The 14,071-nt window shown below is 35.7% G+C and carries 9 protein-coding genes, 12 tRNA genes and 1 rRNA gene; 2 read left to right on the top strand and 20 right to left on the bottom strand.

Annotated elements, in window-relative coordinates; all coding sequences use genetic code 11:
- Nucleotides 1–243: 243 nt before the first annotated feature.
- The 3 genes from G577_RS0108150 to G577_RS0108140 all read right to left on the bottom strand — a co-directional run bounded on the left by G577_RS0108150 (nucleotide 244) and on the right by G577_RS0108140 (nucleotide 5,464).
- On the bottom strand, nucleotides 244–2,064 hold the full coding sequence (locus G577_RS0108150; protein WP_342341851.1) for a sigma-54-dependent Fis family transcriptional regulator: 1,821 nt from the start codon (nucleotides 2,062–2,064) through the stop codon (nucleotides 244–246).
- Between the two features lie 84 nt (nucleotides 2,065–2,148).
- The gene (locus tag G577_RS0108145) at nucleotides 2,149–4,593 is read right to left on the bottom strand and encodes a glycyl radical protein (protein WP_038027688.1); all 2,445 of its coding nucleotides are present in this window, start codon (nucleotides 4,591–4,593) and stop codon (nucleotides 2,149–2,151) included.
- 127 nt (nucleotides 4,594–4,720) lie between these two features.
- Nucleotides 4,721–5,464 carry a DeoR/GlpR family DNA-binding transcription regulator gene (locus G577_RS0108140; protein ID WP_028790780.1) on the bottom strand — a complete coding sequence of 248 codons (744 nt, stop codon included), beginning with the start codon at nucleotides 5,462–5,464 and terminating at the stop codon, nucleotides 4,721–4,723.
- Nucleotides 5,465–5,611: 147 nt separating this feature from the next.
- Between G577_RS0108140 and G577_RS0108135 the strand changes: the two genes are divergently transcribed.
- Entirely contained in the window at nucleotides 5,612–6,400 is a 789-nt protein-coding gene (locus G577_RS0108135; protein ID WP_028790779.1) for a glycyl-radical enzyme activating protein, read from the top strand.
- Between the two features lie 51 nt (nucleotides 6,401–6,451).
- Here the strand turns inward: G577_RS0108135 and G577_RS11305 are convergent, their stop codons facing one another.
- Nucleotides 6,452–7,801 (bottom strand): D-serine ammonia-lyase, encoded by a 1,350-nt coding sequence (locus G577_RS11305; protein ID WP_038021730.1) that lies wholly within the window; start codon nucleotides 7,799–7,801, stop codon nucleotides 6,452–6,454.
- A 238-nt stretch (nucleotides 7,802–8,039) separates the two neighbouring features.
- Nucleotides 8,040–8,702 carry an HAD family hydrolase gene (locus tag G577_RS0108125; protein WP_231556714.1) on the bottom strand — a complete coding sequence of 221 codons (663 nt, stop codon included), beginning with the start codon at nucleotides 8,700–8,702 and terminating at the stop codon, nucleotides 8,040–8,042.
- A 242-nt stretch (nucleotides 8,703–8,944) separates the two neighbouring features.
- Between G577_RS0108125 and G577_RS11645 the strand changes: the two genes are divergently transcribed.
- Complete coding sequence (locus G577_RS11645; RefSeq protein WP_051176740.1) at nucleotides 8,945–9,721, top strand: PTS sugar transporter subunit IIA; 777 nt, start codon at nucleotides 8,945–8,947, stop codon at nucleotides 9,719–9,721.
- Between the two features lie 68 nt (nucleotides 9,722–9,789).
- On the opposite strand, the gene G577_RS0108115 is transcribed toward G577_RS11645, so the two are convergent.
- The 15 genes from G577_RS0108115 to rrf all read right to left on the bottom strand — a co-directional run bounded on the left by G577_RS0108115 (nucleotide 9,790) and on the right by rrf (nucleotide 13,965).
- Entirely contained in the window at nucleotides 9,790–11,655 is a 1,866-nt protein-coding gene (locus tag G577_RS0108115; protein ID WP_038027687.1) for a beta-glucoside-specific PTS transporter subunit IIABC, read from the bottom strand.
- A gap of 50 nt (nucleotides 11,656–11,705) precedes the next feature.
- Nucleotides 11,706–12,548, bottom strand: a complete 843-nt coding sequence (gene licT / locus G577_RS0108110; protein WP_028790775.1) for a BglG family transcription antiterminator LicT — start codon at nucleotides 12,546–12,548, stop codon at nucleotides 11,706–11,708.
- Nucleotides 12,549–12,753: 205 nt separating this feature from the next.
- Nucleotides 12,754–12,838, bottom strand: a tRNA-Leu gene (locus G577_RS0108105).
- 19 nt (nucleotides 12,839–12,857) lie between these two features.
- Nucleotides 12,858–12,928: transfer RNA gene (locus tag G577_RS0108100), tRNA-Cys, on the bottom strand.
- A 44-nt stretch (nucleotides 12,929–12,972) separates the two neighbouring features.
- A tRNA-Gln gene (locus G577_RS0108095) sits at nucleotides 12,973–13,044 on the bottom strand.
- Between the two features lie 11 nt (nucleotides 13,045–13,055).
- Nucleotides 13,056–13,128 (bottom strand) — tRNA-His (locus tag G577_RS0108090).
- A gap of 2 nt (nucleotides 13,129–13,130) precedes the next feature.
- A tRNA-Trp gene (locus tag G577_RS0108085) sits at nucleotides 13,131–13,204 on the bottom strand.
- A gap of 5 nt (nucleotides 13,205–13,209) precedes the next feature.
- Nucleotides 13,210–13,290, bottom strand: a tRNA-Tyr gene (locus tag G577_RS0108080).
- A gap of 3 nt (nucleotides 13,291–13,293) precedes the next feature.
- Nucleotides 13,294–13,366 (bottom strand) — tRNA-Phe (locus tag G577_RS0108075).
- A 21-nt stretch (nucleotides 13,367–13,387) separates the two neighbouring features.
- Nucleotides 13,388–13,461 (bottom strand) — tRNA-Asp (locus G577_RS0108070).
- 3 nt (nucleotides 13,462–13,464) lie between these two features.
- A tRNA-Val gene (locus G577_RS0108065) sits at nucleotides 13,465–13,537 on the bottom strand.
- 14 nt (nucleotides 13,538–13,551) lie between these two features.
- Nucleotides 13,552–13,623, bottom strand: a tRNA-Glu gene (locus tag G577_RS0108060).
- Nucleotides 13,624–13,634: 11 nt separating this feature from the next.
- Nucleotides 13,635–13,723: transfer RNA gene (locus G577_RS0108055), tRNA-Ser, on the bottom strand.
- 44 nt (nucleotides 13,724–13,767) lie between these two features.
- Nucleotides 13,768–13,841, bottom strand: a tRNA-Asn gene (locus G577_RS0108050).
- 7 nt (nucleotides 13,842–13,848) lie between these two features.
- Nucleotides 13,849–13,965, bottom strand: a 5S ribosomal RNA gene (gene rrf / locus G577_RS0108045).
- Nucleotides 13,966–14,071 lie beyond the last annotated feature (106 nt).

Below are 14,071 nucleotides of genomic sequence, written 5' to 3'. Positions count from 1 at the left end.
GCCTTACTGTAAAAAGCCTTGCATCTATTTTAACAAATAGATCGAATAAATGTTGGTAAATTAACAAATTAGCTATAATCAGGAGGCATTATATAGAGGGTTTATTCAAGTGATTATTTCACAATTTTTTCGATAAAAATAAACGAGGATTTAATTGTATTAGAGCTGAAACATATTGTTTCAGCTTGTCTCACATGAAATAACCACAAACAACGAATAATCTTCAGTCGTTTGCGGTCAAAATCACTTCATATTATGTGCTTTCATTTTTCGATAGAGTGTCGCCCGAGAAAAGCCTAGTCGTTTAGCTGTATTTGATATATGAAACTTTTCTTTTTCTAAAGCATTTTCGATTTCTTGTTTCTCGTTATTTGCCTTGGTATCAGTTTCCTGTAAGCTTCCACTTTCAATCAATTCACAGATCTCTTGTTTGGAAGGTCGTTCTGATGAATAGAAAACGTAAAGTCGTTCTAAAAAATTATTAAACTCACGTACGTTTCTATACCAAGAATAATTTTTTGCTGCTTGAAAGATCTCTTCTTGCCAGTTAATCCTCCAATTTTTCTGCGCACAAAACTCTTGGATTAACGGACGAAGATCTATCAAACGCTCACGTAACGGTGGAATTGCTAATTGTCCGACAAAGATACGATAAAATAAATCTTCTCTGAAACGTTGTTCAACAACAGCTTGTTTTAAATCCTGATTGCTTGCAGTAATTAAACGAAAATCAACCTTTTTTGGTAAACCATTGATCGGCGTTACCTGTTGGTCTTCCAACACACGCAACAAAGCGGTCTGCATTTTTTGCGACATGTTATCAATCTCATCTAAAAACAGTGAACCTCCGTCAGCTTGTTCAATTTTTCCTGTATGGCCTTTACTATCTGCGCCGGTAAAAGCGCCTGGAACATAGCCAAAAAGCTGGCTTTCTAGTAAGTTTTCATTCAATGCCCCACAGTTAAGAGCTACAAGTGGTCCACTTTTTTTCGAACTATTATGATGAATCGTTTCGGCAATAATTTCTTTTCCGCTACCCGTTTCTCCATAAATATGAATCGGTAGGTCACTGGTAGCAAACATAACTACTTTCTTCAAAAACTTCTGATACTTCTCATTTTGGCTCGGAATTCCAGGATAGTAAAAACTATTCTGTTCTGATGAGAAATCTTGGAGTAAAAACCGGTAACCCACTAATTCTTTATCTACATAAATTTCTTCTTGCTTATAAGTCGACTGACCATTTAAATAACTTCGGATATCATCACCGATCGGGAACTTATCTGAGTATTTATCAGAAATATAAACAATACGGAAATGTTCATCGCACAAAAGGTCATCTTCTGAATACTTAGCCACGTAACGAAGTAAACTATTCTTGCGCTCTAAATAATGATAAACAATTGTATTGGTTATTTTTTGTGTGACAACTCTTAATGGTAATTGAGCATCTTTTGATGAGCTATTTTGATATGTAGAAATATCAAGTACAGCAATTAGTTGATTTTCTTCATCAAAAATCGGTGAAGCAGCACAACTCCAGCTTCTAGAAGCGACAGAGTAATGCTCATCAAGGGTAATCCATTCTTGTGATTTAGTTTTTAGTACTAAACCAATCGCATTTGTCCCTACCCCTAACTCTGACCAACCGCTACCTTCTTGGAAAAAGATATCATTGGCATAATCTTTTGAACGATAGCTACCTTCACGCCATAATATATTTCCAACTTCATCAGTTAGAACGAACAAAGGTAACTTCAATTCTAAGCAATTTTGCAATTCATCTACTTCTTTTTTAACGATTTGAATTAATTCCTGATGTTTTCTTCGTTGCTTTTTTAACTCTTGTGCTGTCATTACTTTACGCGGTTTATAAAGATAAGGATCTACTTGGTTCATATAACATGTTTGCCAAGAATCAGCAATTTTTTCTGGTAAACTGTCTAAAATTTTTTCATCTCCGTTAATAAATCGCTGCCAAATTTCTTGTTGCATATTGGTCACCTCATTATTTCCTTTCAACTTCATTCTAACATTTTTAGCCTGATATAAAAACGCTTTCAAAAAAAGAACAGTTCACATTTCTTCATTTCTCAGAAAAATAGTAGGGATAGTTAATATTAGCTACCCCTACTTATTTAATCTTCATTATACTGCATGTTCTGTTCGTTCAATAATATCATCCTGAGTTGCTTTTGATAGTACATTGAAGAAGGCGGAATATCCAGCCACGCGAACAATTAAGTCACGATGCTTTTCTGGATTTTTTTGAGCGTCAATCAATGTTTTCTTCGAAACAACATTATATTGAATGTGATACCCTTTTAATCTATTGAAAAACGTGCGTAATAACATAATTAACTTTTGTTTATCTTCTTCTTTAGCTAATGTCTGTGGGTTTACTTTTTGATTTAATAAAACACCCCCCACAATATCTTCTGTCGGTAATTTAGATACACTTTTTAACACAGCCGTTGGTCCGTTTTGATCCATGTTATGCGAAGGTGAACATCCTTCTGCTAAAGGCGCCCAAGCTTTACATCCATCTGGTGTTGCCATTGTACTGCGCCCTTGTCCTACATTAGCTGAAATCGAAGAAGTCCCCGAATAACGAATACCACCGACAGGACCGCGTCCATAGCGTGTATTAGGATATTTCTTAATCTCCTCAATATAGCTATCATAAGCTTTAACCGCTAATTGATCGGTATAATCCTCATCGTTGCCATATTTGGGTACTTCATGAATAATCATTTGTTGTATTTCTTGGCTTCGTTTGCTTTCCCAGTTTGTCATCAAAGCTTGCCAAAGTTCATCTTGTGTCACTTTTTCTTCTTCAAAAACTAATTTTTTAATGGCCGCTAATGCGTCTGCTAAATTAGCAACACCTACTTGTAGCCCTGAAATAAAATCGTAAATAGCTCCACCTTCTTTAATGGACTTGCCTCGCCCAATACAATCTTCTGTCAAAGTGGAGCATAAAATATCAGGAACTTCTTGTTCAATACCTAAATCGATCGCATTTTCGACAATAACACTCATCCGTGTTAATTCGCGTACAGTTTTATCCCAAGCAACTTCTAATTCTGCAAAAGTTTTCATGTTTTTAAAATAACCATAGCCTTTAGTAAAGCGGCGTTCTGTTACAGGGTCAACTCCATTATTCATAACGATCATTAAAATTTTAGGAAAGTTAATATAACTCATCCCCGTGCAACGATAGCCCCATTTACCCGGAACCGCGGTTTCAACACAACCAATGGCACTGTAATCATAAGCATCTTCTTCAGTTACCCCATAGTTGATAAAAGAAGAGATAATAACTTCATCATTATTAAATGCCGGCATCCCAAAACCTAATTTCATTACTTCAATCGCTTCGTTCAAGAATTCTTGATTTATTCCAGCATGGTAACGTACTGTTAAATTAGGCTGGGGTAATTTGGTTTGAGCTACACTTTGTAAAACTAAAAACGACAATCGATTGACAGCATCTTTTTTATCGCGCGTTTGTCCACCTACTGTGACATTTTGATACAAAGGGCTTCCAGCGCTACTATAAGTGTGAGCTTGGCTGCGAACTTTATTAATTGTTAATGTCTTAATCCATAAGTTAGTCAATAATTCGACCGCTTCACTTTCTGTAATAAGCTCTTTATTTAAATCCGCTTTCAAATAAGGGTACATATACTGGTCGAAACGACCATAAGATAAAGAGTGACCGTTGGATTCAATTTGTAAAATCAATTGGATGAACCAAGTAGCTTGGATGGCTTCTGTAAAACTTTCTGCTGGCTCATAAGGGACTTTATTACAAATACGACTAATTTCAAGAAGTTCCGCACTTCGTTGGGAATTGACTGTCTTTGCCGTTTCTTTGGCTAAATCGGCGTAACGTTTTGCGAAATTTTTCACAGCAGCAATTACGATTAAAATCGCATCATAAAAATGATATTTAGCGATACTTTCTGGTTTTGTTAAGTCTAATGCTGCCTTAGCATTTAATGTTCGTTTTTCATAGCCTTTCAATCCAACTTCAAGCAGCTGTTTATAATCGACCGCTAAATGAGCATCGCCGGAATTCATCTTACCTTCCATGCCAAAGAATCCAGTATCCATAAACACTTGTACTTCTTCTGGTAATAAAGCCCCTGCTTTAGCTCGTAAGTTATTATTTTCCCAGAAAGGAGCAATGGATCGAATCTGCTCTTTTGTTTCTTCCGTAATATAAAATACATCGCCATCTCGTTTTTCAAATGTATCTAATTCATCCATAACAAAGTCTAAAGTATATTCAGGAAATATAGGCGCATCCCGATTTGAAGCAGCTTGGTTACCTACAATTAAGGTGTCTTCTTCAATATAAATCGACATTTTTTCTAAAATACTTTTTAACATTAAGGCTCGTTTTAAAACAGTTGGTTGATTTTGATACTTTTGATAAGCTTCAGTTGCCAGTAATGCCCGTTCTGCACAAATATAAGGTTCTTTTTCCAATACTGATTCACGATAATTTTCCATACGATTAGACAATTTACCAAAATACAAGAGACCATTGACCTTATTTTCTTCTTCTTTAGTTTCCATAGCCATTCTCCTTTTTGTTTGAAAGTCGTTATCTTTCTTTCGTAATAAATATAGCATATTTATTCACAAATGACAAAAGCATAATAAAAAAGAGACGGATACCCGTCTCCTTTACAAAAAGCCAAAGATCCCATTAAACTGTTACCACCTGAATTGCTTGTTTTTCCAAAAAATCCTTCTTCTCTTTTTCGATACGGTTATCTGTATACACCTTAGAAATCGTATCGAAATCAAACTCTGATACGACGCCTCCTTGCAAGAACTTACTTGAATCTGTTAAAACAATCGTGTTGTTTGCTGAAGTCATCATCGTATTAGCTGTATCGCAACGCGTAACATCACTACCAGTAAATCCTCTTTGTTCATCAAATCCATCAATTCCTACAAACAATTTGTCTACATGAAATTCACTGATAACTTTTTTCACTAAAGGCCCTACATTTACTTGGGAATCTTTTTGATATTCTCCGCCAATCAGCAAAATCTTAATCGCTTCAGCTTTTCGGATATACGAAGCAATGAAACAAGAATTCGTTATAATCGTTACATCATTTTTATAATTAGCTAATTCTTCAGCCAATAATGTACAGGTTGAACCTGATTCAATCATCACCGTTTCGCCATCTTTTACCAATTTTGCCGCTTCTTTGGCAATCTTTCTTTTTAAATCATAATTGATAGCTAAACGATAATTAATATCATCTTGACTATTTAAAACAGCATATCCATGTTGACGATGAACGATTCCCCTTGTTTCTAGCTTGTCTAAATCTTTACGGATAGTAACTTTTGATACATTTAATAAGCTTGCTAATTCATTTACTTCTATTTTTTTATTTTCGCTTACTATCGAAATAATTTCTTCTTCTCGCGCCATTTGTATCCCTCGCTTTTATTTAATAAGAATATCATATTTCGTTGCTGCTAACAATTTATCAAAAATAAACTTACGTACGTAACATATTTCGTTTACGTTTGTTAATCCATGTGATAGAATAAACTTGAACAAGAAGGAGGAAATTTTATGCCAACGAAAACTTCACTACAAGCTTGTATTTTTAATATTCAAAAGTTTAGTATTCATGACGGCCCTGGCATTCGTACGGTGGTTTTTTTCAAAGGCTGTCCTTTACATTGCTATTGGTGCGCTAACCCTGAATCACAAAGTGGCCAACCAGAAAAAATGTGGGATACTCAACAAAATACCTATACGACTATCGGTGAATACAAAAGTATTGAGGAGATTATAAAAGAAGTTATGAAAGATCTTCCTTTTTATGAAGAGTCCGGCGGTGGCGTGACACTTTCTGGCGGAGAAGTACTATATCAAGCCAAATTTGCGACGGAATTATTAAAACAATTAAAGGCCAATAACATCCATACAGCCGCTGAAACAACTGGACAGGCCAATCCTAAAATTTTTGAAAAATTTATTGCGCAAGTAGATAGCTTATATTTTGATGTAAAACATTATGACCCAGAAAAGCATCGACAAGGTATCGGTGTTAGCAATAAATTAATTTTGAAAAACCTTGCTTTAGCTTTACAACAACAAAAAGATTTAACCATTCGCATCCCAATTATTCCTCATTTTAATGATAGTTCAACAGACGCGCGCCATTTTGCTCATTTATTTAATCAGATGGGGGTTGAAAAAATGGAATTATTACCCTTCCATCAGTTTGGTCAAAAAAAGTATGAAAATTTAAACCGTGAATACCAAATGCAAAATGTTCCGCAACTTCATAGTGAAGATCTAGATTACTTTAAAAATATTATGGAGACTCGTGGTATTTCTTGTCTTATCAGGTAATAAATAAAAACGCCACTTTAAATAATGAATAAAGTGACGCTTTTAACGAATTTATTTTATTGAACTCGTTGTATGCTTTTCTGCTTGTTTCCCTTCCTCGATAAATTCTTCCCTATAGTCGTTTGGTACCATAGAACCACCTGTCGCCCATGCAATATGGGTAGCATTCGCTAATTTATCTTGTAATTCGTGATTCTTCATATACGCTTGACCTTCTTGAGTAGACATTAATGCATAAGGTCCGACAACCCCAGCAACAGCTGCCGGTTCAAGAAAAATGGACTCTGTATGATATAAGTTCCATAATAAACGTTGAAATGATCCATCTTGCAGAGTATATCCAGCACTAAAATAATAACGAGCCAATTTAGAAACAAGAGCTGAAGTCCTTGGAACAGCTAACCCATCAGCTACTGTGGAACCACCTAAACCAACATCTTCTACGGACACATCATTAAATAATTGAGATTCTAAACCAATTAACATACTTGGCATTTTCGTTGGTTCAGCAAAGATACAATGGACATTATCGCCAAACGCTTGTTTAAGTCCAAATGTAACACCTGTAGGAGCTCCGCCAATACCACAAGGAAGATAAACAAATAGTGGATGCTCTTCGTCTACTTTGATTCCCTCTCGCTTAAGCTGTTCTTTCATACGATATCCACCAGCTGTGTATCCGAAAAATAGCGATTCAGAATTCTCATCATCGACAAAGTAACTTTTAGGATCCGCTTCTGAAAGAGCTCGCCCTTTGTTAACCGCAAGCGAAAAATTTGTTTCATGTTCAATAACATTTACGCCCAAATCCCGTAGGTATTGCTTTTTCCACTCTTTTGCTTCAACTGACATATGAACAGTAACATCAAAACCTAGCATGCGGCCCATTCTACCTACACTAATCCCTAGGTTTCCAGTAGTTCCTACAGTTATATTATATTCAGAGAAAAAGTCTTGGAATTTCTTTGTAGCAAACACAGAATAGTCTTCTTTTGTACTAGATAACAAGCCATTTTCTAGAGCTAAACTTTCTGCATGTTTCAAAACTTCATAAATCGCACCTCTAGCCTTTACTGTGCCAGAAATGGGTAATTGATCATCGCGTTTTAAATAAAAGGATCCTTCCAATGATTGATTGTACTTTTCATCTAACAAAGATTTCATATTTGGTATTTCAGTTATACTGGATTCAATAATCCCTCCATCCTCTTCTGTTTCAGGATATGCTTTTCTTATAAAGCTGGAAAAACGTTGTAAACGTGCTTCTGCATCTTGAACATCTTCAAAAGAATAGCTCGTTTTTTTATTCGCTTCTTGTATCGGTAATAATTCATCGTTTAACCAAAATAATTCTTTCTCATCTTTGATTTCTGTTAAAATATCTTGTTCACTTGATACCATTACGTATTATCTCCTTTTACTATGAATTATATACTCTACTATTATATCTTAATCGTAACTAAGGTTATTTTGCAAATTACACCCATCTAAATTCGGAAGGTATTTAAATTTTTAATGAAATTTTCATACGTTTTTCAAATGTAAATTAAAATCTGAAGTAAAAACAAACACAAGCAAAATCTTACTTGTGTTTATTTATTTCCTTTTCCTTTGACTTTACTATAGCAAATAAATCCATTTATCCTTCTTTTAACATTTCTTTAATCCGTATATCAGTGAAGTCGTCAATGATGAAATCTACCATCCCTGTTTGTCTTAACTTTTCCTGGTTATTACCTGTCGTTACTGCAATAATTTGTTTGGCTTGAGCATTATAAGCACCTTGTAACCCAATTGGTGAGTCTTCAAAAATAGTCATCTGCTTAGGATCAGCACCTAAATTCAAGGCCGCTTGTACATAAAAATCAGGCGCCGGTTTACTTTCTAGTGATCTATCATTATAAACAACTTGATGATAGTTAAACCAACGCTCTAATTGAAAAAGGTCAAAATAAAAATCTAGATTAACCTTAGGAGAAACAGTCGCAATATTTATAGGTAGACGCAAGTCTTTTAATAAATCAAAATAATCCGTTGCGCCTTTAACTAACTGTACGGACTGTTCTTGTAAAACTAAATCACGATAAATTTTTTCTTTGTTTTCTGATAATTCATCCGCTTCTTTATTACTAAGCTTTCTACCAAAAATAGCTTCCATATTTAAATGATTTGTACGTCCATGAATTTGGTCAAATTCTTCTTTAGTAAATTTGCGCCCAATTTTTTCTTGAAGAAATTGCTGCCAAGCTTGTTCATGCAAATCCGAATCACGAAACAAAGTCCCATTGAAATCAAAAATCATTGACTGCACCCTTGACTCACCTCATCTACTTTTTTAAATACGATTTGTTACTTATTATAACATAGCTCCCATTTCTATTTCTTAAATAAAACTCTTTTCTTTTTTAATGGAGTTTATATGTTTTAAGAAAAACTATTTTTCTTTCAATTGAAACTTTAAAATTTACGTTAGAAATAAAATATATTAAAATATAGTAAAGGAATGAAATGACTTCGATAAGACATTAGGAAAGGTGATTGAATATGAAAAAAGAAAGCCCTCCTCAAATTAAAGTAGATGTAATTGGTCATAGCTCTTTGTCAAAAAATAATATAATTTTAGTTTTATATATTGGTTTATCTGTTTCTTTGTTTTTCTGGAAACAACTAGTAAGTATACAAGAAACTGCTCTATGGACAATTTCTTTATTTTTCGTTTTTTTCATGTTACTTAATTACGTCTTAAATCCGTGGACAATGTCTATTTCAAGTTTAGCTCATCTTAGTAAACCATCTGTAAAGACTATTTTTAAAGATGTTGTTTATAAAAAAGCAAATAATAATCAACAAAATAATAGCTCTTTTTCTATCCCTCTCTATCCTTTGGCCAAAGGAAAAATTAAAAACATTGAAGAGGTGGATAATAAGCTATATTCAGAAAAAAGTTTAGGCGACGGTTTTGCAGTTACACCTGTTGAAGGAAAAGTTCATTCTCCTATCAATGGAAGAATTGTAAGTTTATTTCCGACAAAACATGCAATCGGTATCAAAGATGAAAACAATATTGAGTATTTACTGCATATGGGAATTGATACAGTAGCTTTAAATGGACATGGTTTTCATAGCTTTGTTGAGTTAAATCAAAAGGTAGAAGCTGGAGATGTTCTTACTGAAATAGATTTAGATTATATACAAGAAAAACATAAAACTACCGATATTATCTTTATCGCCCTTTCGCAAGAACAAATTGAGTCTATAGAAATAGATAAAGAAAAAGGAGTGGCTCTTCATGAATCTGTGGGCAAGATTGTTCTAAAATAAATTAAAAGACTCCAAATCTTTTTACAAAAAGGTGAAGAGTCTTTTTTAGCTTTATAGTGTAATGTAACTTATCCTCCAGGAACAATTGTTAATAAATCTTCACCAACCACAATTTCGGATTGATTCATATCCAGTACATCAAGATAATCCTGCGTATTTGTGACTATAATTGGAGTAAGAGTTGTAAGTCCTGCTTCTTTAATTTTTTCCATATCAAACGTTATAAGTAAATCTCCTTTTCGTACAAAATCTTCTTTTTGAACAGCTACTGTAAAACCATCACCTTCCAAATTAATGGTATTCAAACCAATATGCATTAATACTTCCACACCTTCTGTAGACGTCATACCAAGAGCGTGACCCGTAGAAAATAGTGTAGTAACTTTTCCATCTACAGGAGCATACAATTTTCCTAGGGTGGGTTTAATAGCTACTCCTTTACCTAAAGCTTCAGAAGCAAATACCTGGTCAGAAACTTCGGTTAGAGCCATAACTTCTCCTTCTAATGGGCTTGCTAGAGAAAAATACTCGGTTTTAGTTTTTGTATCAAATGATGTTTCTGCAGATAGTTCCTCCGTTTCAGTTGAGCTTTGTAATGAAGTTTTAAAGCGAAAAATCAGGGTCAAAATAAAAGCTAGTATAAAAGCAATGGTTGTTCCAATGATCGCCATAACCATCCCAGAAATGGAACCAGAATTTGGCGATATAAAACTGGGTAAGCTAAGCAAACTAACTAGCCCAACGGAAAAACTATGCACTCGATTAAAAGAAATAAAAGCACCACCAATAGCTCCACTAATACAAGCAATAACAAATGGCCTTTTTAAAGGCAAATTAACACCATACACTGTAGGCTCTGTAATTCCAAATATAGAGGTAATTACTGAGGAAAAAGCTAACCCTTTTAATCTCCTACTTTTTGTTAAAAAGAATACGGCTAAAGCAGCTCCCCCTTGGGCAAGAATGGCTGGTAATACAATAGGCATTAAAGTATCCGAACCTTGTGCCATGTTTAAAAACATAATAGGAATAAAACCCCAGTGCATTCCAAACATGACTAGAACTTGCCAAAGACCACCTACGGCCGCACCAGCAATTGTAGGGCTAAAATTATAAACTGTGTAGTACAATTGACCAAGTAAATCTCCTAAAACCGTTCCAATAGGGCCAATAATAATGAAAGTTATAGGCGCCATAATTAACAAAATAAAAAGGGGAACTAAGATTGTACTTAAAAAAGCAGGAATAATTTTTTTAGCAAAACGTTCAACATAACTTTGTAGAAAAACTGCCAAAATCACTGGTATGATTGAAGATGTATAACCTGAAGGGCCAATAATTACTGGTAAACCAAAGAAACTAAGTGTGTCACCGGAAAATTGAGTAACTAATGGATGCACGAGTCCCATTGCTAAAGCAATAGCTAAATATGGATTTGTTCTAAACTTTTGGGCGGCAGTAAACGCTAAAGGAATCGGCAAATAAGTAAATATTCCATCTGCTACCGAAAATAAGACCAGGTAAACACCAGAATGTTCTGAAATCCACCCTAATGTCAGTGCTAACGTTAAGAAACCTTTTAATACACCGGCACCAGCCATAGCTCCGAGAAAAGGCGTAAATATTGCAGAAATAATATCAACAAATCGATTTATAATATTTCCTTTTTTAGCTGAGCCCTCATTAATGTCAGCAAGAGCTAGTAATTCCTGATAAACGTCTGCTACATGGCTTCCTAGGACTACTTGATACTGACCTCCACTTTGGACAATCTGAATAATTTCTTGGTCACTTTGCAAACGTTGAGTGTCTGCTTTATTCTCATCCTTTAATATAAAACGTAAACGAGTAACACAATGTACAACGCTTTCTATATTTTTTGAACCACCAACACCATTTAGTATACGTTCAGCAACTTCACGATTCGTTCCCATTCTCTTCTTTTTATCTCCCTGTCTTGTTTCTATCCATTTTATACATTATCCTATCCATTTTTGTCTGCTACCAATCTTTGAATATGAATCGTTAAATAAATCATTTCGGCCTGTTCAATCGGTTTTTCATATATTTTTGTTAAATAACTATCAATTCTTTGTACTGCTTGAAAAGATTTGGGATATTTTGATTGAACTAAAGTAAAAAGAAACTCATCTTTTTCCTCCACAATTTCATCTTTTAAATACCGTTGAATAAAATATTGTAAATGCGTAACAATACGTTGATAATTTAACGATTGTACGTTAAAACTCTTTCCGAAATAGCGACTAATAAGCGAGAGAATATCACGAACCATTTCGGTCATTTGCATAGTAGTCTGCATGTTTTCATTTCCTTGTTCTCCGTTAACAATATGTAAAGCAATAAAACCCGCTTCAGTTTCGGGCAGATTTATACCTAAATCATTTAATACTAAGTGAAGCGCTTTTTCAGCAATAGCAAATTCTTTTGGGTAAAATTTTTGTGTTTCAAACAATAAAGGATTGGGCATTTCAGTCCCTTCTTTAAAACGTGAAATAGCATAATGAAGGTGGTCAGTCAAAGTAATATAGACGCTCGTTGATAACTCCGTTTGTAATTCATTTTCAGCTAAATCGATTACTTTTTTTACTACTTCAATTTCTTCCTCCGGGATGTCTGAAAATAGTTGTTGCATTTGTAAACTATTAAAAGACTCCTTTAAAACAAACTCTTTTTGAACGAACGCGGGATCAATCTCATCACCGACTTTCTTTTTGAAAGCCAAGCCCCGCCCCATGTAAATAACTTCTTCATTTGCTTTATTGACAGAAAGAACAACATTATTATTTAAAATCTTTGTAATAATCATAGAAACCTCTTTTTTTATAAAAAGCTAGAATGGAAAAATATCCACATCCTAGCCATACTTACACTATTATAACAAAATGGATCATAGCATAGCTTCTTTATAAGTGCAACTTTTCAATAAATAACATAAATTTTCAACTAATAAATGAGCCAGTATAAAAAAAGCGATAAACATTGACTTAACAACGTTTATCGCTTGCTTTAGATACCGGCGGTCGGGGTCGAACCGACACGCCCTTAACGGGCACTGGATTTTGAGTCCAGCGCGTCTGCCAATTCCGCCACGCCGGCAAAATATTATTTAGTACTAAGGCGGTAACCGGATTTGAACCGGTGATAAAGGTTTTGCAGACCTCTGCCTTACCACTTGGCTATACCGCCATTATACTATTAGGGTTCCTACTTTTCAATAGGATAACAACTAACTGGGATAGCTGGATTCGAACCAGCGCATGATGGAGTCAAAGTCCATTGCCTTACCGCTTGGCTATATCCCAATAATAATAAAGGCGAATAGTGGGGATCGAACCCACGAGTGCCGGAGCCACAATCCGGTGCGTTAACCACTTCGCCATATTCGCCATGGCAGGGACAGCAGGAGTTGAACCCGCATCGACGGTTTTGGAGACCGTTGTTCTACCATTGAACTATGTCCCTATAAATGGAGGAGAAAGGATTCGAACCTTTGAACCCGAAGGAACGGATTTACAGTCCGCCGCGTTTAGCCACTTCGCTACTCCTCCAAATGGATCGAGACAGAATCGAACTGCCGACACACGGAGCTTCAATCCGTTGCTCTACCGACTGAGCTATCGATCCAAGTCTATAAACTATAGTTAACGGTCTGGACGGGACTCGAACCCGCGACCTCCTGCGTGACAGGCAGGCATTCTAACCAACTGAACTACCAGACCGTATGGAGGTTATAGGGCTCGAACCTATGACCCTCTGCTTGTAAGGCAGATGCTCTCCCAACTGAGCTAAACCTCCAAGTTTTACTCTAATGGTCCGTACGGGACTCGAACCCGTGTTACCGCCGTGAAAGGGCGGTGTCTTAACCTCTTGACCAACGGACCAAACTTGGTTACGGAGAGTAAGGGATTCGAACCCTTGAGACAGTGAATACCATCTACATGATTTCCAATCATGCTCCTTCGGCCTCTCGGACAACTCTCCAAGCACAAAGAAACCCATACTCTTCAATTTTCTCCAATAGAGAACTCCGGCAGTAGGACTCGAACCTACGACATCATGATTAACAGTCATGCGCTACTACCAACTGAGCTATGCCGGAATGTTCGGCGTGGCGATGTCCGACTCTCACAAGGGGAAGCCCCCTCACTACAATTGGCGCTAAGAAGCTTAACGACTGTGTTCGGCATGGGAACAGGTGTCTCCTTCTTGCTATCATCACCACACACACGGAAATGGATGCGTCCATTCCCTCAAAACTGGAGAAAAAGAAACCATCAACCTTCCTTGGTTAAGTGCTCGATCGATTAGTATCCGTCCGCTCCAACCCTC

This window comes from Tetragenococcus muriaticus DSM 15685, assembly GCF_000423785.1.
GTDB classification, from domain to species: domain Bacteria; phylum Bacillota; class Bacilli; order Lactobacillales; family Enterococcaceae; genus Tetragenococcus; species Tetragenococcus muriaticus.
The sequence above is the reverse complement of the archived record's forward strand: the minus strand, read 5'-3'. Positions and strand labels throughout refer to the sequence as shown.